The sequence below is a fragment of the Rhodospirillales bacterium genome (genome assembly GCA_023898765.1).
GTDB lineage: Bacteria > Pseudomonadota > Alphaproteobacteria > Micavibrionales > Micavibrionaceae.
The window spans coordinates 1,106,104-1,129,780 of record CP060238.1 but is presented as its reverse complement, the minus strand read 5'-3'; the positions used below and the strand labels follow the sequence as shown (position 1 = coordinate 1,129,780).

Genomic DNA, 23,677 nt, shown 5'->3' with positions numbered 1-23,677 from the left:
TGTTTACTTTTCCATAGCCTGTTTCTATATATATCCTATGATCGAAGCCGCAACCATAGAGGAAGACGATATTTCAGCCGTTCCTCCCCCTGAAAACGAGGACTGGCGGGAAACGCTGGAAAGCTTCCCTCCGGCCGTAATCCGGCAGGCATGGTTTACCATGGCGCATCTGGTTTTAGAAGACGGAAGCACCGTCGCCGACATGGGCACCCGGGATGGCGCTTTAACCTACGCAATGGCTGTCATGCATCCGCAGCATCATTTTATCGGCATGGACACAAGCGCCAAAAAGGTTCGGGATGCGCAAAAAAAATACGCACGGCCCAATCTGGAATACCACCACTGGAAAAACACGGAACCCTGCCTGAAGCCGGCCTCCGTTGAGGCCGTCCTGAACGGGTTTACCCTTCATGAAATTTATTCCGCCGGCCGCTGCAGCGAAGCAAAGGTCCTTGAAGCCCTGGAAGGGCAGTTTTCCTGTCTCAAACAAAACGGCCTTTTATTCATCCGCGATTTCGTTCTGCCGGAGCAGGACTACGTTCTTCTCGAAATGCCGGACGAAAACGCCGTGCCCGATCTTCTTATCCAGTATTCCGAAAAAGCCGGCCATCCGGACGACCCGGCCCAAAGCGGGTTTTATCTCGAAGAACTTCCCCCCCGTTTTCCCAGGACACGGCTTTTCCGCCTGCCGGGAAAATGGGCGTATGAATTTATCCTGCGCAAAGACGACCTTGAAAACTGGGAAGAAGAGCTGGGCAAGGAATACAGCTTCTTCACGGAAAAAGATTTCAGGCGCGCCCTGACCGGCATGGGTTCACGGGTTCTCTATACAGCCCCCCACTGGGACGAACAGATCGTCAAGTCCCGCTTCCGCAAAAAATTCAAACTTTTTAACGAAGCCGGCAGCCCTCTTGGCGCACCGCCCACAAGTTTCGTCCTTGTGGCGCAAAAGAAGAAAAACCGGGAATCGCTCCGGCTTCAGGAAAGAAAACATCTGCGCGGACAAGAGGGGAGCCTTCAAATCACCGCCATGCGCGACGACACGAACGGCCGCATCCACGATATTGTCTCCCGCGGCATCGAAAACACGGAAGTCCTTCCCTACCGCATCACGCAAGACGGGCGGCTGCACGTCTATGTGCACGAGGGCCTTCCGCGCGGCATTGTCAATGCCGTTCCCCGCAACGCCCCCAATCTCGACGGGAAAACATGGTCGGGCCATATGATTGAGGCCCTGTGCGTTCCGCAGGAAAAAATCCATGAAATCAAACCCGGCGATATCAAAAGCCTTGTGCGGTTTTCACAAACCCATGTGGGGCTTAAGCCCGTATTGGGCGCGGAAATGGAAGACGGCCCCGGATTTTACCCCGCGCCCGACAGCATTGACGAGCGCATTGAAACGAAATATCTCGCCGTGCAGAAGCCTCAGGGAAACATAAAACTCCCCGCCGTCACACCCGATATCGAAGGATTTTCGACACACGGTCATTTGCGTGAAATCGACGGGCAGGCCATTCTGAATGCGGTCGGCGTCGGGCTTGTCCCAAGCAGCCGTCTGGAGGTGCAGGTACTGGCCCTGTACGAAAAACTGAATATCCCTTACGAACCCTGGGCGGACTGCCCCCTCCTTCTTGAAACGGGAGAGGTCGAAAAAACCACGAAGCTTCAGGACATCATCTCCAAACTGGCCGCAAGCGACGACCGCTTTAAAGAAACTAAAGCGGTGGCCGGGCAATTCCGGACCATCCATTCCGTCTTTGTCGATGAAGGACAGGTTGACGGCGCCGCGGAGGGGCTGGCCTCCCGCAACATGGAGTTTGCCGTCCCGGAACATAAAAGCATGAATATGGCGGTCGTGCTGCCTTTGGTTAAAAAACTGAGCGGCGAAGTCATGGCCGGGATTACCGAACAATTCCTGCCCGTCCCGCAGCGCTACAAAGGCACCGGCTACACGGTCAGTTGTCCGGCCATAGCCCTGCCGAAAGACATCACAACACTGGAGATGGCACGCAAATATATTGCCGACCAGTTCGAAGTGCCGGTCGATTGCGTCTCCCGCATGGGAGAAAGCTTTTTCTGCCATGCCGGCATCACGCCGCAACGCATTTACCCCTTCGCGGTCACGAAGGCCGGGACCAAAGGCTGGCGGAAAGTGGGAAGAACGCACGGCGTCACAACCTATACGCCGCTTCCGGACCTGCATAAGCTCCTGTATCTCGACAATTATTACAGCTTCATGAAAGTTGCCGCGATGGCGTATAAAGGCGGTATCGGGGCCCATAGCGATCTGAGTCCTTCCTACGGCTTTTCCTCCTCCCAGGCGGCCGAAATAAGCCGCCCTGTCGGCGTGAGCGGCACGGATGTTTCTTCTTCCCTTCCGGCTTCCCCCCCGGCTTCCTCAAGCCCCTTGCGGTCCTTTTCTTCCGGCAGACCCGAACCTTCCACAAGTTAATGATCTTTGACCGCCATACTATACGCCGGCACAAAAACCGCGCCGCATGCAGGTTCAAAGACCACAGCTTCCTGACAGACTGGACCATAAAGGAGATGGAAGACCGCCTCTGCAGCATCAAACGCGCATTTCCCGCCGCCCTTCAAATCGGCGCCGACGCCCAAAACAGCCGAATGAAAATAAACGGCAACACGTTCCTTGTCCAAATGGATCTGGCGGAAAATCTTTTACCGGCCCGAAACGCCCTTCAGGCGGATGAAGAGTTCCTCCCTTTTGCCGAAAGCTCTCTGGATTTGATTTTCAGTCCCTTAAGCCTGCACAACGTCAATGACCTGCCCGGCACGCTTGTTCAAATCCGAAAAGCCCTGAAACCGGACGGGCTGTTTTTGGGCGCATTTTTCGGCGGTGACACGCTTCATGAACTTCGCAGCGCGTTGAGCGAAGCCGAACTGCAGATCAAAGGCGGACTCAGCCCGCGCGTTTCCCCTTTTGCGGACAAACGCCAAATGGGCGATCTGATGCAGCGCGCCGGGTTTGCCCTGCCGGTCGTTGACTCGGAAAAACTGAGCGTCAGCTACGCCCATCCGCTCGACCTGATGAAAGAGTTACGCGGCATGGGAGAAAGCTGCGCCATGAGCGCCCGCCCCAAACATTTTACAAGCCGAAATCTCCTTGACGCCGCCAACGACATTTACGTCCGGAAATTTTCAGAAAAAGACGGGCGCATCCCCGCCTCTTTTGAAATTCTGTTCCTGACAGGCTGGGCGCCGCACGAAAGCCAGCAAAAGCCCTTGCCCCGCGGCAGCGCACAGCATAGTCTGGCAGAGGCATTAAATACGGAAAAACCATGAAGATCACACTCGTTCCCATCCTGAATGACAATTACAGCTATCTCCTTGAGGCCGGCGGGGAAGTCGCCATTGTAGACCCCGGGGAGCCGGCCCCTATCGAATACATACTGGAAGAGCGAAACCTTCGCCCTTCCTTTATTCTCAATACGCACCACCATGCCGATCACATTGCCGGCAACAAATATTTCCAGAAAAAATACGGCGCGAAGGTTGTTGCGCCGAAACGGGAACAAAAACGCATTCCCGATATCGATATCGGCATTTCAGACGGCGACACGCTCACGCTGGGCGACGAACAAATCTCCGTTCTCGAAACCCCCGGACATACAACAGGACATGTCTGTTTTTACGCGTCCAAAAACGGCGCCCTTTTTTGCGGCGACACGCTTTTTTCCATGGGCTGCGGACGGCTGTTCGAAGGCACCCCGGAAGAAATGTGGGCGTCTCTGCAGAAAATTGCGGCCCTGCCGGACCACACGCAGATTTACTGCGCTCACGAATATACGGAAAAAAACGGAAATTTTTGTCTGGCGATCGAGCCAAACAATCCGGACCTGATCAAAAGAATGAATGCGGTCAGGAAACTGCGCGCAAACGGAAAGCCCACCATTCCGGCGACCCTCGAAACCGAAAAAAAGACGAATGTCTTCCTGCGCAGCGGTAAAGCGGCCGCTTTTGCGCAGCTCAGGCGCCTTCGCGATTCTTTTTAATCTTCCTGCTCGTCTTCCTGCTTTAAAGAAACCTTCCGCGTGCGCCCTGCCGGAGCTTTTACATTCCCGTTGCCGTTGCCGTTACCGTTGGCAGTGGCCTTGGCTTTATGGGCGGAACGATGGGGCGGGATAGGAAGCGGTTTTTCAGACATTTCGCCCCGTTCGCTCACGGCCATTTCAATCTCGACGCGGGAGGTCACTTTGCGCAGTTCGTGGACGGAGTCCTGAAGGGCTTCTCTCGCTTTACCGTCCTTTTCGTTTTTGCGCCAAGCTTTGTACGTCTCGATACATGTATCTGCGCTCTGGCGGAGTCTCTTTTCTATTTCATCCATGGCCCTGGCTCCCTTCACTGCCTCATAAAAACGTTCCGGCAGATTAGACCAACCCAAAAAAAATCACAAGGAACCTTCTATATAATTTTTAGGAGGCCAGCGTTAAGTGTTAAAAACAGACCCCGCCGCTTCAAGCACTTTTTTCTTTTTTTCTATCTCTTCTTTGACGCGCAGAATTTCAGCCTCCATCTCCGTGATGTAGTTTTTCAGCTCCTCCACAGACATGGAATCCAGATTTTTAAGAACGGCGGCTTTTTTTTGCGGTTCCAGATCGTCATCGAACATTCTATCTCTCCTTTCAGACTCGTCTTTTTACCCTATCCCGGCGAAAAAATACGGGAAAAACTTGCATTCTATACCAAAAAGACTATGATGCTGCGCATTCCCCAAACATTTTAAACATCTGATAAAGGATGTTTTGGTGTCAAAACAGTTGATTCGGGCGGGGCCGGATCGACCGCATGAAGCTATGTTCGCATGGAAAACCATGCCAAAAGGAGAAAAGATATGAGTAAACCACAGGAAGCGCCGGAACTTTTATTGCCGAAAGCAACGGCGACATGGCTGATTGACAATACAGCCCTCACCTTTGAACAAATCGCCGATTTTTCAGGGCTTCACGCCATTGAAGTGCAGGCTTTGGCCGATGAGGATGTCGGATTGGGAATTGTAGGACGCGACCCCATCATAAATGACGAACTGGACCCTGAAGAGCTTGAAAAAGCGCAGGCTGACCCGGCCTATTTCATGAAAGTCAAAAAATCCCGTTCAGACATGCCGGTCGTAAAAACACGGGCAAAAGGCCCCAAATATACGCCCGTTTCCAAACGCGGGGACAAGCCGGACGCGATTGCGTGGATTATTAAAAATCATCCTGAAATTTCAGACGCCCAGATTACAAAACTGGTCGGGACGACAAAGCCAACCATTGCGGCCGTGCGGGAACGCACGCACCCGAACAGCTCCAATATTCGCCCGCGTCATCCGGTGGAACTGGGACTTTGCAGCTATCAGGAAATCGAAAAAGCGTCCGATAAGGGCTTAAAAGCGCAGGGAAAAGACCCGGAAGCCGTCAAGGCACAGCGCCAGCGCCAGATGGAAGAAGAGAGCAAGCCTGCCGATCCAACCGAAAAAGATCCTTTCGGCGGCTTTGACTTCTCAAATTTCGTAAGCGGCAGCGGCACAGCAAGCAGCGAGGAGTAAAACGGCCTCTGTCACCCCCGCGTCCCCGCGCAAGCGGGGATCATACGGCGGAGGTCCAGAAAAAGAGAGCCGCAAAGCGGCTCACATATTGTGCTAGATCCCCGAACGGCACTCGGCATTGCCTCGTTTGTCGGGGATGACGGTTTGGTGAAACGCAAAACGCAGCGCCGGTTTTCAGCGCTGCGTTTTTTTATAGATTCCTTTTTTAGCCGGAAAATCAGGAGGTTTCCCGAATTCCTTCAATTTCTTCTTTCAGGCGAAGCTTTTGCCTTTTCAAATCCTTTAAGTACGAATCGTCGGTCGATAAGCTGCTTTGGCTGGCTTCAATTTTTTGCGACAAGCGGGCATGTCTTGCGCGCAAGGCTTCCACCCGCGCGGGCTGCTGCGATACCAGAGCTTCAGATTGCATGGATAAGCTTCCTTTCGTTGGAGGGGACTGAATGTTTATGTTACATCAAGAAGGCTAAATTGCGCAAACTCTATCCTATCAGAAATAAAATTTCTAAAATTAGAAAAGTCTAAATAGAATTTAATTTTCTTTTTTTCCAATATGTTGGATGTCTTCGGAATTTCTTTCGAATTTTTGCGGCCAAATAAACCGTCCTTGAGAACAATATTCATTCTCTCACAGCCCCTGTGAAGAATCCGTTAAAAGAAGACGCATTTTTAGCAAATCGAAACAGGACTACAGATCGAAGACAACACCCTGCGCCAGAGGCACATCGCTGGAATAATTCACCGTCTGGGTCTGGCGGCGCATGTAGACTTTCCACGAATCCGATCCGCTTTCTCGTCCGCCGCCCGTTTCCTTCTCCCCGCCGAAAGCGCCTCCGATTTCCGCGCCGCTCGGCCCGATATTCACGTTGGCCAGGCCGCAATCGCTGCCTGTGGCCGAGAGAAACGTTTCCGCCTCACGCATGTCGTTTGTGAAAATGCACGAAGACAGCCCTTGCGGAACGCCGTTCTGGATATCCAGCGCGTCGCTAAAATCCGTATAACTCATCACATACAGGATAGGCGCAAAGGTTTCCTGCGTGACAACGGCGGACTGGGAGGGCATATCGACCAGCGCCGGACGGACATAATACCCCTTCGCAGCCTCCTTCACGGACACGCGGTCCCCTCCGATCAGAACCTTCCCGCCCTGGGCCTGCGCTTTTTTCAGGGCGGATTGCATCCCCGTGAAAGAATCCTTGTCAATCAAAGGGCCGACAAGCGTTTTGGACTCCAGCGGATTGCCGACACGCACGGACCCGTAAGCTTTTTTCAGGGATTTCAAAAGGCGCGCTTTCACGCTTTTATGGACAATCAGGCGTCGCAACGTCGTGCAGCGCTGCCCCGCCGTCCCCGCCGCCCCGAAGAGGATCGCCCGCACCGCCATATCCAGATCCGCCGAAGGCGCCACAATCATGGCATTGTTCCCGCCAAGCTCCAGCAGGGATTTTCCAAACCGCGCCGCCACGCCGGACGCAACCGCCTGACCCATGCGGGTAGAACCTGTCGCGCTTATGAGCGCCACATCTTTATGATCGACCAGCGCCTCACCGACATCCCGCCCCCCGATCAAAAGCTGCAGCAGGTGATCCGGACATTCATGCCCGTTGCCGCGAAAACGTGCCGCAGCCTTTTGAAAAATTTTCTCGCAGGCCAAAGCGCTGAGCGGCGTTTTTTCAGAAGGCTTCCAGATCACAGGATCGCCGCACACAAACGCCAGCGCCGCATTCCAGCACCAGACCGCCACCGGAAAATTGAAGGCCGAAATCACCCCGACAGGCCCGAGCGGATGCCACATCTCGCGCATATGATGCCCGGGCCGCTCCGAAGCGATCGTCAGCCCGTAAAGCTGGCGGGAAAGCCCCGTTGCAAAATCGCAGATATCAATCATCTCCTGCACTTCCCCGAGCCCTTCGGAAAGAATTTTCCCGCTTTCGATTGTAACCAGCGCCCCGAGATCCTCCTTCGCCGCGCGCAATTCTTCGCCCAGCAACCGGACCAGTTCGCCCCGAACGGGCGGCGGCACCGCGCGCCACGCCTGAAAAGCCTTCTGCGATTTTTGCACAGCCCTGCCCGCCGTTTGAGGCTTGTCTTGCGGCAAGCGCCCCAGCAAATCCCCGTCAATGGGCGAATAAACCGGCAAATCCCCTTTGGACAGGGAAGACAGACCGTTCGCCTGCAAAATTTCGCTATATGCCGTCATTTTTTTATTCTCCTCCCTCCCCGCGTTCCTTTTCGGGCCGAAGACGCGAAGACCTGATCTGCCCCTTTCCTTCCAGAATAGGATAAGCCACGGTGCACATATAGGTGTTGATGCGCCGGTAATCCCGAATGATATCCAGATGCAGGCTGCTCGTAGCCAGGGTTTCCGGCACACCGTCGCGCAGACGGTCGATATGGGTCGCCATCCCGTCAATTTCGGCCTTGCGGATCAATTCCTTGTCCTTGAGCAACCGGCGCGCCATATCGACGTCTCCCGAAACAAAAACAGACTGGGCCAATTGCACGCTCTCCATCACAAAATCGTGAATCTTTCCGATTTCTTTCATCCCCTCTTCGGAGAAGTGCAACTGACGCTCTATTTTCTTTTTGGCCAGCACCATCAGGTTTTTATCAATGACGTCTCCCGTATGCTCCAGATTTGTCGCAAACATTAAAATCTGGACGTACCGCTCCGCTTCTTTCGGCCCCATAAATTCTTCCGTCAGGCGGGCCATATAGTTTTTGATCGCGGTATAAAGGCTATCAACCGCATCGTCTTCTTTTTTGACTTTATTCATAAGCGTTTTGTCATTGGTCTGAAGAACCTGGATCGTATCCTTGAGCATTTCCTCAACCATGTCTCCCATACGCAAGGTTTCCCTTGTCGCCGCAGCCAGCGCCACAGACGGCGTATCGAGATTTTTGTCGTCCAGATAAAGCGGCCGCCCCGGATCCTTCGGCTTCACCCTCTCGGGCAAAGCTTTTTCAAGCAGCGTATTGATCCAGCCCGTCACCGGCAGAAAAACAAGCGCCAGCGCAATGTTAAATCCCGTATGGAAATTGACGATCTGACGCCCGGCATCGGCGGAAAAAGCGCCGACATGCGGCTGCAGGATATGGATAAAGGGAACAACAGCCAAAACGCCGATAATCCGCACCAGCATATTTCCCAGAGGAATACGCATAGCGTCGGGATCATCCCGCAAGGTGGCAATCAAAGGCGGAATGGTTCCCCCCAGATTGGCGCCCAAAACCATATAAAGGGCGAGCATCGGCGGCAAAACACCGCTGGCCGCGAAAGACATGAGAAGCAGGACAATCGCCAAAGAGGAATGCGCCAGCCATGTCAAAAGCACTGTTACAAGAATGGCAAAAAACGGGTCTTTGTCCAGGGATTGAAGAATCATGGGCAGAATCTCGGCTTCTTTCAGGGGTTCCGCCGTTTCCCTGATCCAGCCCAGCGCAAGGAGCATCAAAGCCAGTCCCACCAGCATCCGGCCGACATTCTTGATGCGCCCGCCATGTTCAATGGAAAACAGGACATAACCGCCCGCCATGCAGACAGGCACCAGCAGCCCCATATCCAGCGAAAGAAACTGCGCCACAAGGGTCGTGCCGACATCCGCGCCCAACACAACGGCAATCCCCGCGCCCGCCGTAATCATCCCCTGCCCCGCAAAAGAAGCCACTATCAGGACGGCCGCCGTCGAACTTTGCAGGAAAACCGTCATCAGCATGCCGGAAAAGAACGCCTTGATGCGGTTGGACGTGCTCACCGCCAAAATACCGCGCAGCTCCGCGCCAAACCCGCGCGTCACGCCCAGACGCAAAAGCGTCACCCCCCACAACAGAAGGCAAACGCCGGCAACAATATTTACAAGGACAACACTCGGTGTAATGGCAGATCTCCTGAGGTTATATCAGATACTAGAACCCGGAGCCGGGACGCGCAAGGTACTCTTCCTCTTCAGGGGTATTCATCCTCCCCAAAATTCCGTTCCTGTGCGGAAAACGTCCATACGCGTCGATAACCTGAAAATGACGCAGAGCATAGTCATAGCTTAAAGGATCTTCTTTTTTCGTTTTTTCAAAAAATTCAACGCAGCATCTCTGATCGTTCAAAACCTCGCTGTGTTCGTAGGGAAGATAGAGAAAACGGCGCTTTACCAGAGGCAAAACCTGGTCGAACCCCTTTGAAACAGCGTATTTGGCAATGACAAGCGCCTTTGAATCCGTGGCGTACGCCTGCGCCGTCCCCCGAAACATATTGCGCGGAAACTGATCCATTAAAAGGCACAAGGCCAGACACCCGTCCGCGTCGCGGCGCCAGTCATCCAGAACGCCGCCGCGCGCTTTTTCATATCTTTCCGAAAAAAGCTGCGCAACCAACGCATCAAACTCCGGATTGATCTGGAACCATTGTTGCGGAGAGGTCTTCTCAAACCAGAAATCGAGAATATCTTTCTGCGAATCATTCATATGACAGGTTTACGCCGCGTTTTTTTGAGATTCAACCCCCTCGCCTTCCCGAACATCCTTCGACGTCTCTTTTTTGGATTCAAGCAAGGCAATCAGTTTCTTTTCATAGCGAACAGCCTGCCAGGACAGGACAAACGCCGGCAAAAAAGGAATCACAAGTATCAGGACAATATACGGGTTCTTCAAAACGGCGAGCGCGTCCTCATTCGTCGTGTGATAATACATGAAAGCGAAAACAGCCACGCCGCACACGGCGAAAACAAGCGCCGCAAAACGATAGAATTTGGATTTCAGTAAAAGTGCGCGCAGTTCTTTTTTCATGAAATCCTCCTAATGCAGCTCCGCCCATATTTTCTTTTTCACCGCATACATCACGCCGGCAAACAAAAGCAGGAAGAGAATCGCTTTAATCCCGGTGCGTTCGCGGTCTTCCATTTCCGGGGCCGAAGCCCAGGTTAGAAAATGAGAAACATCTTTCGCATACTGCTCCACGCTTCCGGCCGTGCCGTCTTCATAATCAACAGCGCCACGCATCAGAGGCGGCGGCATCGAAATTTTATGCCCCGGGAAATATTTGTTCCAATATTGCCCTTCGCCCAGTTCCTCATCGGCCGGCGGCTTTTCATAGCCTGTCAGAACGCCGAAAACATGGTTGGCGCCATTGGCGCGCGCCTTGACAATCAAGGACAGATCCGGCGGCAACGCCCCGTTATTTGCAGCCTTCGCAGCCTCGTCATTCGGGAAAGGAGACACAAACCTGTCGCTGGGAAGGGCCGGACGCTCAAACATCTCCCCTTCGTCGTTCGGGCCGTCCATCACCACATCCTCGGCAGCAAGCGCCTTTATCTCTTCCTCGCTATAGCCCAGCGCGCTCAGGTTACGGTACGCCACACGCTTCATGGAATGGCATGCCGAACAAACCTGCCGGTACACCTGAAATCCGCGCTGCAACGCCGCGCGATCATAGGTGCCCAAAGGCCCGTCAAAACGCCAGTTCATCTGCGGCGGATGTTCCCCCCCGGACGCCTGAACCGGAACAGGCATCACGGCAAACAAAAGAGCGGCAGACAAAATCAAAAATCTTCTGGGCATCCCTTATTCCCCTTCCGCTGCAGGTTTATTTTTAGCCAGAACCGCTTCGTGAATACTCGACGGCAGTGTCCGGACAGGCTCAAACTTATTCAGGAGAGGCAGAATAACAAGGAAAAACCCGAAATAATAGAGCGTTCCAACCTGTCCGATAAGAACCCAAATACCTTCCGGCGGATTTCCGCCCGCCTTGCCCAGCATAAACGTCGCAACGACCAGACCGATCAAAGCCGCACGGAACCAGGGCCGAAAGCGCGCACTGCGCACCGGGTGTTTATCAATGAAAGGAAGAAGCAAAAGAAGGGCGATCGCGCCAAACATGGCCAGCACCCCGCCGAGCTTCGCCGGAATAATCACAATATCCGTAAAGGGAATACCGATATCAAAAGTCACCGCCCGCAAAATCGCGTAAAAAGGCAGGAAATACCACTCCGGCACGATATGCGGCGGCGTCACCAGAGGATTCGCCGGAATATAGTTATCAGGATGCCCCAATTGATCCGGAGCAAAGAAGCTGAAAGCCACATAGACCATCAAAAAGACCAGCACGCCAAACGTGTCTTTCATCGTGTAGTAAGGGTGAAACGGCACCGTGTCCTGCGGTCCTTTGGGATCGATCCCCAGCGGATTGCCCGACCCGGTCACATGCAGCGCCCACACATGCAGCGCCACAACGGCAAAAATCACAAAAGGCAAAAGATAATGGAGCGCAAAGAACCGGTTCAGCGTGGGATTGTCCACGGAAAACCCGCCCCACAGAAGCGTCACAATATCATCCCCGACCAGCGGGATCGCGGAAAACAAATTGGTAATCACCGTCGCGCCCCAGAAGCTCATCTGCCCCCACGGCAACACATAGCCCATAAAGGCGGTGGCCATCATCAGCAGGAAAATAACGACCCCTAAAATCCAGAGCAATTCCCGCGGGTTTTTATAAGACCCATAATACATCCCCCGGAAAATATGGATATACACGGCAATAAAGAAAAAGGACCCGCCATTCATGTGCAAATAGCGGATCAGCCAGCCGTGATTGACGTCGCGCATAATGTGCTCGACGCTGTCGAAAGCCATATCCACGTGCGGCGTATAATGCATGGCCAGCGTAATGCCCGTGATGATCATCGTCACCAGCATCACCATCGCGATTGCCCCGAAATTCCAGAAATAATTAAAATTCCTCGGCGTGGGAAAGACGCCGTATTCTTTTTGCATCAGGGTGAAGACGGGCAATCTTGAATCAATCCACTCCACAACCGAATTATCAAATTTTGTACGTTCTCCGCCCGACATGGCTTAAGCCCCCTTACCCAATCCTGATGGTTGTCTCGTCCAAAAACACATACTCCGGCACCTGCAGATTTTTCGGGGCAGGCCCCTTGCGAATGCGCCCGGACGTATCATAGTGGGAGCCGTGGCACGGACAAAACCAGCCGCCAAAATCCCCCCTTGGATCCGTGGATTTCTGCCCCAAAGGCACACAGCCCAGATGCGTGCAGATGCCGACCGTTACAAGCCACTGCGACTTCTGGACCCGGTCCGAATCCGCCTGCTTGTCGCGAAGGGTTGCAATATCGACGTCCTGCGCCTGCTTGATCTCTTTTTCCGTCCGCCTGCGGACAAAAACGGGCTTTCCGCGCCACATCACCGTAATGGCCTGCCCTGTTTCAATCGGCGATAAATCCACCTCCGTCGAGGCCAGCGCAAGCGTATCGGCCGCCGGATTCATCTGGTCCACCAGAGGCCACGCCACGGACCCCGCGCCGACCGCGCCAAACGCTGCTGCTGTAAGATAGAGAAAATCGCGGCGGCTTTCGCCCGCTTCGTCAACTGTCATATCCATACCCATTTTTGATTTTTCTGCCCCTGTTCGAGCCGATAGTATAATCTCAAGTTCTAACGAAAACCAGAAAGCAATTCCAGATTTTCATTCAAACTTATACATGGATAATAACCGATATGATCGACCTTGCCCTCTACCAGCCGGATATTCCGCAAAATGTCGGCGCTGCCATGCGGCTGTGTGCATGCCTGAATGTGACGCTCCACATTATCGAGCCCTGCGGTTTTCCCTGGAATGAAAAGAAAATCCGCACCAGCGCCATGGACTATATCGACCATATAAAGCTGCAAAAACACAGTTCATGGAACGCCTTTCGGCAGGCAAGCGCCCCGCGCCGCCTCATCCTGATGAGCACCAAAGAATCCCGGCCCTATACGGATTTCCGTTTCCGGCCCGACGATATCCTCATAGCGGGAAGCGAAAGCAGCGGCGTGCCGCCTGAAATACATAACGATGCGGATGCCGGCGTGACGATCCCGATGGCCGCCGGCCTGCGCTCCCTCAACGTCATCAACGCCTCCGCCATGATTTTAGGCGAGGCGTTGCGGCAGCAGCGCGGGTCAGCCGCCTAACCTTTCCAGACAAGCAGCTTTGCCGGGCTCAAAATGCCGGTCCATCCACCAGCTTTCGATTTCGGACAACTTTTTCCCCAGACCGGGACCCGGGGACATTCCCGCCTTAAGCAAATCCTCCCCCGTTAAGGGAAATTCCGGCGCCCGCCAGCTTTGCGCCAGCGCCCTTAAATCCTCCGGCGCCCCTTTGAAGAAAAGAACCTGAAGCGCGATATCGTTTTTATATTTATAAACAAGCTTCTTAACCGTCTTTTCTGAAATTTCGCCCAAACCGGAAAAAGCCGCCTCGTAACAACCCAGCGTTTTTTTCTGCGCGTTCGACAGCATCAGAAAGGAACCGACATCCTTGTGCCGCAGCCCGTCCAGAACAAACAGCCGGGCCATAATCTCCGGCGCCCGGTATCCGGCCTGCAACGCGCATAACTCCGAGAGGCGCTCCGGTTGATATTCTTTGGAAAAAAGTGCCTCTAATATCTTGTTTTCAAACATAAGAGACAAAACGTCTACCGGATCAGGTACCGCCAGAATTTTTAAAACCTCGTGCGTGATCCGCTCCTTCGAAAGCGTCGATATTTTATCCGCCGCCGCCCGGCAGGCCGCAAGCGCCGCGTCATCGGGGGCGCCTTTCCCGTACCAGGCATAAAAACGGAAAAAACGCAAAATCCGCAAATAATCTTCGGCAATGCGTTCATCCGGCGCCCCGACAAAAACCACGCGCCGCGCCTCACTATCCGAAAGGCCCCGCCCTGTGGGATCGTAAACCGCGCCATCAGGCCCGGCGAGCAGGGTATTGATCGTAAAATCACGCCGCTGCGCATCTTCCCGCCAATCCTGCGTAAAGGCCACAACAGCGCGGCGGCCGTCCGTCTCCACATCCCGGCGCAAGGTTGTGATTTCAAAAGGCTTTTTATTGACGACAGCCGTAACCGTTCCGTGATCTATTCCGGTCGGGATGGACTTGATATTCGCGAGACCCAGGCGCTCCACCACCTCTTCCGGCGGAAGGGCCGTGGCAATATCGATATCCACTACGGGATCGCCGAAAAGAGTATTGCGAACGGCCCCCCCGACGAAAAGAGCCTTTGGCGGCGTCTCGTCCCCGCCGAGCGCGCGCATCACCTTTTGCGTTTCAGGCTGTTTCATCCACCCGGGCGGCGTTATATATTTTGACGCTTTCATCTTTTCCAGCGTAAAGCAGAAGCGGATATTTTCAAAGAACCCCGGATCAAATTCAGATCAAATTATGTTTCTGGGCTTTCAGCGCCGCCTGAGTCCTGTTTTGAACATCCAGTTTTTTGCAAAGGCCCCGCACGTGAAGTTTTACAGTCACCACCTCTATGCCAAGCGCCCGCGCGATCTCCTTATTCGATACCCCCTTCGCCAGATAGGACAAGACTTCCTTTTCGCGGGGGGTCAAAGAGTCAAATATTTCCGTTTTTGGAAGAACGCCGGAAAAAGAAGAAGGAGAAGAAGAGGAGGAAGAAGAATGGGCCCGCGCCGATTCAAAATCATAACCGTTCTGTCCCGCCAGAATCATCCGCAGGCCCTCTACAATCTCCTTGCCCGAGAGATTTTTCGAAAAATAGCCCGCCGCCCCCATATCGCGGGCCCGTTTCAGAAGCTCCTCATCGTCGCGATCCAACAAAACGGCCACGGGAACATCGAGCGTTTTACAAAGCCCTTCCCCGGCCTCTTCCTTTTCCAAAAAATGAAGACTTTTCAAAATCAGATCGTAAACACCCCCGCGATCCAGAAAACGGCGGGTTTCCCGCCACCCTCCGGTTCCATCCACACGGATATCCGGCGCAACCTGCTCAATATATTGTTTTAGCGCATCGCGAAACAATCGATGACCGTCCAAAAGCAATACCCTGCTTATTCCAAGCCTACTCATTCCACACATCCCTTCCCGTTAGAAGAGGAAAAAGGCAAAAACCCTGCCAACACAAAACGTCTGCTAACCATTTGAAAAACAATCCTTTAAAGAATATTCCTTTTTCTCTTTTTAAGAAAAATTGCATTTTGCAATCCAAAACAAAAATTTTACTGCATCGCAATATGTATCGGCGCTCTGGGCTCCTTTTGAATGTTTTTCAAATGCAGGCGGTACACATAGACCCCTTCAAGAACCCGCTGGACATAGTTGCGCGTTTCATAAACCGGAATCCGTTCAATCCACTCTATCATGCTTATGTCCCCCTTTCGCGGATCTCCAAAAGTCTCGATCCAGCGCGCCACGCGGTTCGGACCGGCATTATAGGCCGCTACAGCCAAGGCATAATTCCCGTCAAAGCGATCCAGCATTTGGCCTAAATAACCTGTCCCTAAATTTATATTATGGGAAGGACGGGACGTCAACCAGCCTGTCTGGTGCGCCGCACCGCTTTTGCGGGCAACCTCTTTGGCTGTCGCAGGCATAAGCTGCATCAACCCCAACGCGCCGGCGGGGCTGGCGGCACGCTCATCAAAACGGCTTTCCTGACGAATCAGCGCATGGACCAAAGCCCATTCCACATTTCCAACTTTACGCAAATGAGAGGTCACGGAAGGGTAGGCCTCGCGCGGCAGATAAAAGCCGTTTTTCTGCGCGTCCTGTGCAATTTTGATGGCAATATGAGGCTGCCCGAGATCTGCCGCCAGTTTTGCCGCATAGGCATAGTCCGACTGATTTTGAGAGAGCTTTCCCATCTTCAAAAGAAAAGACGCGGCTTCAGAACGCAATCCGGCCTTCGTCAACCAGCGGGCCGCCCTTACCATATCCTGATGTTTAAAATTTTCCCCGGGAGCCTGCACGGAAACCAGCGTAGGAAGCGATGGCCGCGCCCCGATTTCCGACCGGGCCAGCTGTCCGTAGAAAACGGTCGGATGAGCCGCCGCCTGCTCGTACCACTTCCTGGCAATCTCGGGATGCCCCAGCGCCGCGCTCGCGCGCCCGGCCCAGTACGCCCCGCGCGCCTTGCTGATCGGCGTTTCGACATTGTTATACAGCCGTTCAAAATGCTCGAAGGCTTTCCACGGCTTATTAACAAATTCCAGCGCCAGCCAGCCGGACACCCACTCCGCCTGCGCGAAAGGAAACCCTTCCTTTTGCCTGTGCGAGCGCGCCAGATCATAAGCCCTTTTATATTGTTTTTTCTCGATAAGGCGGCGGACAAGAATGTGCCGCTCCGCCCACCAGGCATCCGGCTGATACATCTGCCCGGCACCCGGGGCCTTCTTTAAAATTTCAATGGCCCCTTCGTCCAGATCATGCCGGCGGCGCCACCTCAAACGCTCATAAAGAAGCCCTTCATCGTTGCGCAAATTCGAAGGAACGGCATCGAGCACGGCGTTCACGTCCCCCCGCCCTTCTGCCAGCGCAATGCGCGCCTCGCTCAGGGCCGGATACCCCTTTCCAAGCACCGCCGCTATAGCGCGCGCATTCGAATATTCCCCGCGATAAAGAAGCATATTCAAACGCTCTAAATGGGACGCCCGGTCAAAATAAGCGCCGTATGCCCTGAAAAATGTTTTCTGCTGATCCCGCGTCATGGAAGCGCCCTTCCACCAGGACCGTAAAATATCGCGCGCCTCGCCGCTGCGCCCGACGCGCATCAACGCCTTCACATAAATATCCATTCCCCCCGGCGTCACCGGCTGGTTTTCCTGAAACCAGTCGATCACTTTCTGGGGCGCGTAGCCTTCCGGCATTGCCTTTTCCGCTTCCGCTCTCAAACGGTTCAGGCCCGGCCAGTCGGGATGGGAAGACATAAAGGCCGCAATATCTTCAAACCGGCTGCCCGGCGCGCCTTCCTGATAACGCATCCACCGAAGGATATCCCGTTCCAGAGGATCGTTGCCCGAAACGACGTTGGCCGCTTGCGCAGGCGGCGCGAAAAAGGAAATCGCGCTTAAAAGAATAAAAAGAAATATGAAAGAAGCACGCATCATCCCGACCCAACCCCGCCCTTGCAAGCGTTTTCGTAAAACTGTAAGTTCTTGGTTCGTAGACAATAGTACAGACTTAAAGAGAGATGGACGATAAAAAAATGTTTAAAGGCTCCATTACAGCGTTAATAACGCCCTTCAAAAACAATGAAATCGACTGGAAAAAATTCGAGTCCTTCGTTGAATGGCAAATCGAACAAGGATCCGACGGGCTTGTCCCCTGCGGCACAACCGGGGAATCCCCGACCCTGTCCCATGACGAGCACAAGGCCGTTATCAATCGCTGTATCGAGATCACGGCCGGACGCGTGCCCGTCATTGCCGGGACCGGCTCCAACAATACGCACGAGGCCCTCGACCTTACGCAGGAAGCAAAGGACTCCGGCGCGGATGCCGCCCTTGTGGTGACGCCCTATTACAACAAGCCCACACAAGACGGGCTTTACGCACATTACAAAGCGCTGAACGACCAGGTGGATATCCCCGTCATTATTTACAATATTCCGGGACGCAGCGTTGTGGATATGAGCATTGAAACCATGGCGCGTCTGGCCGAGCTGCCCCGTATCATCGGAGTCAAGGACGCCACCGCCGACCTGGCCCGGCCACTGGAACTGCGCAACAAAGTTGGAAACGATTTCTGCCAGCTCTCCGGCGAAGACGCCACCGCAACCGCCTTTCTCGCACAGGGCGGTCACGGCTGCATTTCCGTCAGCGCCAACGTCGCCCCTTCCTTATGCGCCCGAATGCACAAGGCGTGGCGGGAAGGAAACATAGAAGAAATGGAAAGATGCCGGGATACCCTTGCGCCCCTTCATAAAGCCATGTTCGTGGAAAGCTCGCCTGCGCCGGTAAAATATGCCGCAAGCGCCCTTGGCCTGTGCAGCGATGAAGTGCGCCTGCCGCTCCTGCCTGCCAGCGCCTCCTGCCGCGCCGTGGTTGACAAGGCGCTGGCGCATGCGGGATTGCTGCCCGCCCCGCTGGCCCGCGCGCTGTAAGCCGTCTGGACTGTGATTTTTAGCCGGGTTATTTACAGCTCTCATGGGTTAGTTATAGCAATCCTGCCACAGATGTCATCCTGAGCGCAGCGCACTTTGGCGCGCGCAGTCGAAGGATCTTCATAACGTTGAATTTACCTGCCCCCTTACCACCCCTCCATTTCTCTCTCCCCGCCGGGGAGATGGATGCACAAGCCTGGCAAACTCCGGACTTGATCCGGGGTAAGCCTTGGCTGGAGCGGGGAGAGGAGGGCAGAAGTATTTTACACCCTCTCCCACTCAGCCGGGGCTTCGTTGCCCTCTCCCTTTAGAGCGTTCATCGTTTAGATTGAGTCACGACCCGTTTTGTCATCCTGAGCCGAAGGCGAAGGATCCCAAACTTTTCCGGAGATTCTTCGCTGCGCTCGGAAATGACAGGATGGAACCAACCTAAACCCACAATGCTCTAAGGGAGAGGGAAAAAGGTGGAAAAATTTGAGGGGCGGCAAGAACCCTGCCCCTTTCCCCTGCAACGCAGCCAGATTTTACATAATGCATTATGTAAAATAAAGGGCTTCGGATTGCCGCCACTTCATGGTAAAGAAAACGCGCTATGGTCAAGAAAAAGAAAAGAAAATCGGGGCTGATTTCGACAAACCAGACTGTCGCCCATAACCGCCGGGCACGGTTCGATTACACGCTGGAAGACAAATTCGAAGCCGGACTGGTACTCACGGGAACGGAAGTGAAATCCCTCCGGCACGGGCAGTGCAGCCTGAATGAATGCCACATCGGACCCAAAGGCGAAGACCTTTTCCTGCTCAACGCCCATATCCCGGAATATTCGCAGGCAGGCCCGCATTTGCAACATGAGCCGCGCCGGGCGCGCCAGCTTCTTCTCAAAACCCGCGAGATTAAAAAACTGATGGGCTCCGTGCAGCGCGAAGGCTACACGATCGTCCCCGTCAAACTTTATTTCAACGCCAAAGGACTGGCCAAACTCGAAATCGCCCTGGCCAAGGGAAAGAAATCCCACGACAAGCGCGAAGACGTGAAATCAAGAGACTGGGGCCGCCAGAAACAACGCCTTCTGCGCGAAAAAGGCTAGAACTTATTTGCATCCGGCTCCCCGTCTGCGCAGGGATGGAAAAACAAAATCAGGCTTCGGCCCCTTTCATAAAAAACTGGCGCACCTCGTTTTCGTCATCATTACGACCCCACCAATAGTCATGTCGGTCGTTATAATCGTGATAATCAAACCCCTTTACTTTATCTTTACAATAACGATCGCACGCGCTCTGCTCGAGGCTTCTAAACCCCGTATCTTTTTCAGAAACAACTTCCTCGCTTCTGATTTTAACGACCTGTTCCGTCACGCGCCAAGCTGCATCCATAATCCTACCCCGCTTTTTTGGTTTTTGGCCGGGCTGTGCCTGTTTCTTCCGTGTCTTCAAAGCTGTCTCCTATTCCCTCTTCCTCCAAATCCGCCCCCGTCAGCATGGCTTCGGAAACAAGCCCCGCATTTTCGCGGATTTTTTTCTCCAGCGCCGCCATCATATCCGGATGTTCCAGCAGATATTTCTTGGCGTTTTCGCGCCCCTGACCTATCCGCTCCCCTTCCGCCGAAAACCATGCCCCGGATTTTTCAACAATTCCCGCCTGAACCCCCAGATCCAGAATTTCCCCGGTCTTGGAAATGCCTTCCCCGTACATGATATCGAACTCTACCTTGCGGAACGGCGGCGCCATTTTATTTTTGACCACTTTCACGCGGGTCTGGTTTCCAACGATCTCCTCCCGGTCCTTGATCGCCCCGATCCGGCGAATATCAAGCCGGACGGAAGAATAGAATTTCAGGGCATTTCCCCCTGTCGTGGTTTCGGGCGACCCAAACATCACCCCGATTTTCATGCGAATCTGGTTGATGAAAATCACCACCGTCCCCGAACGTGAAATGGAGCCCGTCAATTTTCGCAAAGCCTGGGACATCAGCCTGGCCTGAAGCCCCACATGCGTATCGCCCATTTCGCCTTCCAGTTCGCTGCGCGGCACCAGCGCCGCCACGGAATCAACCACCAGCACATCCAGCGCGCCGGACCTTACAAGCGTATCGGCGATTTCCAATGCCTGCTCCCCCGCATCCGGCTGGGAGATCAGAAGATTATCGACATCCACGCCCAGCTTTTTGGCGTAAGACGGGTCCAGCGCATGCTCCGCATCGACAATCGCGCAGGTTCCCCCCGCTTTTTGCGCTTCGGCAATCACATGAAGCGCCAGCGTCGTCTTGCCGGAACTTTCCGGCCCGTAAATTTCAACCACGCGCCCCCGTGGCACGCCGCCAATCCCCAGCGCAATATCAAGCCCCAAAGACCCCGTTGAAATCGTTTCCACCTCCATGGGATTGTGGTCGGCGTTCAGCTTCATTACAGAGCCCTTGCCAAAAGCCCTTTCGATCTGTCCCAAAGCCGCCTCAAGCGCTTTTTGTTTTTCCTCAGGATTTTTATTCATAGCCTCGTCCTTTTTAAATGGTGTCACGCTCATTGGAATTCCCCTTCTTTCTGGCATAAAGTGCAGTTTCGCGCAAAGTCCTAAAACGCTTTACGCACAACGATCCTGCCTTCAATGTACCCGTTTTGTTCTACATGTAAAGGGAAAAGAACAAAAAAAGAACATTTTTTCAGGGATTATTCTCCCAAAGCTTCTTTGACCTTGCCAGCGAGCTGTTTGAGGGTAAAGGGTTTGGGCAGGAAATAAATATTCTTGCCCATATGGTCTTTGAGGCGGTCTTCCGTATAGCCGGAAATAAAGATGATTTTGAGGTCGGGAGAGGTTTCCCGCATATGGCCGGCCAGAGTCGGCCCGTCCATATCCGGCATCATGACGTCGGTAATCAACAGATCGACCGTTTTGTTTTCCTGTTGCTCCATCAAATCCAGCGCCGCGCGCCCATGCTCCGCAGACAGGATTTTGTATCCCTTGTTCTCCAGCGCCCTGGTGGAAAACATCCGCACCGCATCTTCGTCTTCGACGAGTAAAATACGCGCGCTTCCCGTCAGATCCCCTTCGGATTCCTCTTCCGTTTTGACGACGCTGTGTGCCTCTTCCTCTTCCTTTTTAGACAGACGGGGGAAATAAAGGGAAAAAACGGTGCCTTCCCCGACCTTGCTCTCCACATGAAGATAGCCGCCGGTCTGACGGACAATCCCGTAAACGGTGGCCAGCCCCAGCCCCGTCCCTTCCCCGACCTCCTTCGTGGTGAAGAAGGGTTCAAAAATACGGGAAATATTTTCTTTTGATATCCCGGTTCCCGTATCGCGCACCTCGATCCTGACCCACTGCCCGGGCGGCATCTGGTCATCCCCGCGTTTCATGACCCGGGCGGTTTCAAAATTGGAAGAGGATATCGTCAGCTTTCCGCCTTCCCCCATCGCATCCCGCGCATTCACCGCCAGATTCACAAGAACCTGCTCCATTTGCCCCAGATCGACCTTAATCAGGCCAAGGTCCTGCCCGTGCACCAGATCCAGTTCAATATTCGCGCCGATCAGACGGCGGATCAGGTGAGAAACCTCTATCAGGATATCCGAGACGTCATGCACCTGCGGCCGCAGGGTTTGCTGGCGCGAAAACGCCAGAAGCTGGCGCACGAGATTCGCCGCCCGGTTCGAATTCTGCTTGACCTGCATAATATCGCCGAAAGAAGGATCGCCCGGTTTATGGCGCAAAAGAAGCAAATCGCAAAACCCGATAATGGCGGTCAAAAGATTGTTAAAATCATGCGCCACGCCGCCCGCCAATTGCCCCACAGCCTGCATTTTTTGCGACTGGATGAACTGCGCCTCAAGCGCTTTTTGATCCGTTAAATCAATAAAGTGGAGAACGGTGCTGTCGCTTCCCTTGAATTTTTTGGCATGCATTTGCACAGAAACATTTCTTTCCCCCGACAACGTAATCTCCATCGGCGCGAGCATTTTTTCCCCCTGCCCGATCTTTCTCAGCGCCCCCAGAACAACGTCCTGGTCTTCCACCGAAATCAGGTCCTTGAACGCCACGCTTTCCAGCGCTTTAACCGGACGGCCCAAGACATTGGCCAAAGCCAGATTGCAATCCTGCACCATGCCGTCCGCATCGATCAACGCAATCCCCAGCGGCGCTTCTTCGAAAAAACGCTGGAAACGATCTTCGGAAGCCTGCAAGGCGCGCCGCATTTCCCGCTCGCTTGTCAGATCGTGTACAACGCCCCTTGTCCGGACGCGCCCGCCCTCTTCTCTCACCACCGCCTGGTTGACCGAGGCCAGAAACGTTTTTCCGCCGGGGCCTTTCATCATAATTTCAGCCACCTGCCGCGCGCCGCCTTTTTCGACGATATCATAAGGCGCGCCGTCAAGAGGCGGCTGGGCAAGATATGTATGCAGCCGCCCGTCGCTTAAAAGCTGCTGGATGTCGTTCCCGAGCCAGCGCGCCAGCGTGGCGTTCACAAAAACAAAATGCCCCTTTTCATCCACGGAGAAAAAGCCCACCGGCGCATTGTCCGTAAAATCAATAAGCTTTTCGCGTTCCTCGCGAATGGCGAAATCATGATCCCTCTGATCTGTAATCTCATTGATGCGCCAGTGAATATAGCCCGTAAAGCCGGTCACAGGCCGGGCCGTTACCATGAACCAGCGCCCTTTTCCCCCGCTGCCCGTATAAAGCTCCGCCGAATCGCTCAGACCGCGCCCGGCCTGCTCCTTCAAAAGATGAAAAGCGTTCCGGGACTCTTCATTGTTGCAGAAAAGATCGGACAGGGCTTCCAGCCCCTCTTTTGCCTGTTCGCCGCACAATGCCTCGAATTTCCGATTAAAAAAAACGCTCTGCTCCAGCCCGTCCGTAATCAAACGCGCGCCCCGGCTTCCCTCCAGAACTTCCCGCAGCAAATGCCACTCCTTTTCCCGCGAGCTGTAACCCTGCAAAAAACGCTGGACCAGAAAAGCAAACAGCGCCGCCAACACAAAGACCACACCGGCAACCAGCATGGTGAATTTGCTCACCTCGAGCATGACCGCAAGCGCCACGCACCCTGCAAAATACAGGAAGAAAAAGACAAAAGAGAAGAATATCTTCCGGCACGTTTTTTCTCCGCCGGCTTGCCCGGCGGTTTCGGCCTTTTCCTGCCTGAGAATAAATTCGGTGTGGTCGATCTTCATGACAAAGCCAGAATGACACAGATTCCGGCAAATTGGCCAGAAAGATCATGCAAAACGTCCCCTGATTTCATTACCCCCTG

Annotated in this window: 23 protein-coding genes; 7 read left to right on the top strand and 16 right to left on the bottom strand. The window is 53.9% G+C overall.

Annotated features, from left to right (window positions below):
* Nucleotides 1-37: 37 nt before the first annotated feature.
* Genes H6853_05490 through gloB form a run of 3 tightly spaced genes read left to right on the top strand, consistent with a single transcriptional unit; the run spans nt 38 to nt 4,013 of the window.
* Nucleotides 38-2,452 carry a class I SAM-dependent methyltransferase gene (locus tag H6853_05490; protein USO03002.1) on the top strand — a complete coding sequence of 805 codons (2,415 nt, stop codon included), beginning with the start codon at nt 38-40 and terminating at the stop codon, nt 2,450-2,452.
* Entirely contained in the window at nt 2,452-3,303 is an 852-nt protein-coding gene (locus H6853_05485; protein USO03001.1) for a methyltransferase domain-containing protein, read from the top strand. The genes H6853_05490 and H6853_05485 overlap by 1 nt, the downstream gene beginning before the upstream one ends.
* Nucleotides 3,300-4,013 (top strand): hydroxyacylglutathione hydrolase, encoded by a 714-nt coding sequence (gene gloB, locus H6853_05480; protein ID USO03000.1) that lies wholly within the window; start codon nt 3,300-3,302, stop codon nt 4,011-4,013. Before H6853_05485 ends, gloB begins: the two co-directional genes overlap by 4 nt.
* Here the strand turns inward: gloB and H6853_05475 are convergent.
* Together H6853_05475 and H6853_05470 are read right to left on the bottom strand one after the other, a co-directional pair.
* Nucleotides 4,010-4,345: a hypothetical protein gene (locus H6853_05475; GenBank protein ID USO02999.1), complete on the bottom strand. Its 336-nt coding sequence runs from the start codon at nt 4,343-4,345 to the stop codon at nt 4,010-4,012. The two genes, gloB and H6853_05475, sit on opposite strands and share 4 nt — an antisense overlap.
* A gap of 102 nt (nt 4,346-4,447) precedes the next feature.
* Nucleotides 4,448-4,630 (bottom strand): DUF1192 domain-containing protein, encoded by a 183-nt coding sequence (locus H6853_05470; GenBank protein ID USO02998.1) that lies wholly within the window; start codon nt 4,628-4,630, stop codon nt 4,448-4,450.
* Nucleotides 4,631-4,852: 222 nt separating this feature from the next.
* Between H6853_05470 and H6853_05465 the strand changes: the two genes are divergently transcribed.
* Nucleotides 4,853-5,548 (top strand): DUF1013 domain-containing protein, encoded by a 696-nt coding sequence (locus tag H6853_05465; protein ID USO02997.1) that lies wholly within the window; start codon nt 4,853-4,855, stop codon nt 5,546-5,548.
* A 217-nt stretch (nt 5,549-5,765) separates the two neighbouring features.
* Here the strand turns inward: H6853_05465 and H6853_05460 are convergent, their stop codons facing one another.
* The 8 genes from H6853_05460 to petA all read right to left on the bottom strand — a co-directional run bounded on the left by H6853_05460 (nt 5,766) and on the right by petA (nt 12,941).
* Nucleotides 5,766-5,957, bottom strand: coding sequence for a YdcH family protein (locus H6853_05460; GenBank protein USO02996.1), 192 nt, complete (start codon nt 5,955-5,957; stop codon nt 5,766-5,768).
* A gap of 276 nt (nt 5,958-6,233) precedes the next feature.
* Nucleotides 6,234-7,745: an aldehyde dehydrogenase family protein gene (locus H6853_05455; GenBank protein ID USO02995.1), complete on the bottom strand. Its 1,512-nt coding sequence runs from the start codon at nt 7,743-7,745 to the stop codon at nt 6,234-6,236.
* Nucleotides 7,746-7,749: 4 nt separating this feature from the next.
* Nucleotides 7,750-9,372 carry a Na/Pi cotransporter family protein gene (locus H6853_05450; protein USO02994.1) on the bottom strand — a complete coding sequence of 541 codons (1,623 nt, stop codon included), beginning with the start codon at nt 9,370-9,372 and terminating at the stop codon, nt 7,750-7,752.
* A 79-nt stretch (nt 9,373-9,451) separates the two neighbouring features.
* Nucleotides 9,452-10,003, bottom strand: coding sequence for a DUF924 domain-containing protein (locus tag H6853_05445; protein USO02993.1), 552 nt, complete (start codon nt 10,001-10,003; stop codon nt 9,452-9,454).
* 9 nt (nt 10,004-10,012) lie between these two features.
* Nucleotides 10,013-10,324: a hypothetical protein gene (locus tag H6853_05440; GenBank protein USO02992.1), complete on the bottom strand. Its 312-nt coding sequence runs from the start codon at nt 10,322-10,324 to the stop codon at nt 10,013-10,015.
* Nucleotides 10,325-10,333: 9 nt separating this feature from the next.
* On the bottom strand, nt 10,334-11,095 hold the full coding sequence (locus H6853_05435) for a cytochrome c1 (GenBank protein USO02991.1): 762 nt from the start codon (nt 11,093-11,095) through the stop codon (nt 10,334-10,336).
* A gap of 3 nt (nt 11,096-11,098) precedes the next feature.
* Nucleotides 11,099-12,385, bottom strand: a complete 1,287-nt coding sequence (locus tag H6853_05430) for a cytochrome b/b6 (protein ID USO02990.1) — start codon at nt 12,383-12,385, stop codon at nt 11,099-11,101.
* A 13-nt stretch (nt 12,386-12,398) separates the two neighbouring features.
* Nucleotides 12,399-12,941 (bottom strand): ubiquinol-cytochrome c reductase iron-sulfur subunit, encoded by a 543-nt coding sequence (gene petA / locus H6853_05425; protein USO02989.1) that lies wholly within the window; start codon nt 12,939-12,941, stop codon nt 12,399-12,401.
* Nucleotides 12,942-13,051: 110 nt separating this feature from the next.
* Here petA and H6853_05420 point away from each other — a divergent pair, with 110 nt between their 5' ends.
* Nucleotides 13,052-13,507, top strand: coding sequence for a tRNA (cytidine(34)-2'-O)-methyltransferase (locus H6853_05420; protein ID USO02988.1), 456 nt, complete (start codon nt 13,052-13,054; stop codon nt 13,505-13,507).
* Here the strand turns inward: H6853_05420 and H6853_05415 are convergent.
* From H6853_05415 to H6853_05405, 3 genes are all read right to left on the bottom strand, one after another.
* Nucleotides 13,496-14,686, bottom strand: coding sequence for a CCA tRNA nucleotidyltransferase (locus H6853_05415; protein ID USO02987.1), 1,191 nt, complete (start codon nt 14,684-14,686; stop codon nt 13,496-13,498). The genes H6853_05420 and H6853_05415 overlap by 12 nt on opposite strands.
* Before the next feature lie 52 nt (nt 14,687-14,738).
* Nucleotides 14,739-15,401, bottom strand: coding sequence for a response regulator transcription factor (locus H6853_05410; GenBank protein USO02986.1), 663 nt, complete (start codon nt 15,399-15,401; stop codon nt 14,739-14,741).
* 149 nt (nt 15,402-15,550) lie between these two features.
* On the bottom strand, nt 15,551-17,437 hold the full coding sequence (locus H6853_05405; GenBank protein ID USO02985.1) for a lytic transglycosylase domain-containing protein: 1,887 nt from the start codon (nt 17,435-17,437) through the stop codon (nt 15,551-15,553).
* Between the two features lie 98 nt (nt 17,438-17,535).
* On the opposite strand from H6853_05405, the gene H6853_05400 reads away from it, so the two are divergent.
* Together H6853_05400 and smpB are read left to right on the top strand one after the other, a co-directional pair.
* The gene (locus tag H6853_05400; GenBank protein ID USO04612.1) at nt 17,536-18,432 is read left to right on the top strand and encodes a 4-hydroxy-tetrahydrodipicolinate synthase; all 897 of its coding nucleotides are present in this window, start codon (nt 17,536-17,538) and stop codon (nt 18,430-18,432) included.
* A gap of 592 nt (nt 18,433-19,024) precedes the next feature.
* Nucleotides 19,025-19,519 carry an SsrA-binding protein SmpB gene (smpB, locus tag H6853_05395; GenBank protein ID USO02984.1) on the top strand — a complete coding sequence of 165 codons (495 nt, stop codon included), beginning with the start codon at nt 19,025-19,027 and terminating at the stop codon, nt 19,517-19,519.
* Between the two features lie 49 nt (nt 19,520-19,568).
* Here the strand turns inward: smpB and H6853_05390 are convergent, their stop codons facing one another.
* The 3 genes from H6853_05390 to H6853_05380 all read right to left on the bottom strand — a co-directional run bounded on the left by H6853_05390 (nt 19,569) and on the right by H6853_05380 (nt 23,597).
* A complete protein-coding gene (locus tag H6853_05390; protein ID USO02983.1) occupies nt 19,569-19,805 on the bottom strand; it encodes a hypothetical protein in 237 nt (78 codons plus the stop codon).
* Nucleotides 19,806-19,809: 4 nt separating this feature from the next.
* On the bottom strand, nt 19,810-20,919 hold the full coding sequence (gene recA, locus H6853_05385) for a recombinase RecA (GenBank protein ID USO02982.1): 1,110 nt from the start codon (nt 20,917-20,919) through the stop codon (nt 19,810-19,812).
* Nucleotides 20,920-21,095: 176 nt separating this feature from the next.
* On the bottom strand, nt 21,096-23,597 hold the full coding sequence (locus H6853_05380; protein USO02981.1) for a PAS domain S-box protein: 2,502 nt from the start codon (nt 23,595-23,597) through the stop codon (nt 21,096-21,098).
* Nucleotides 23,598-23,677: the final 80 nt, after the last annotated feature.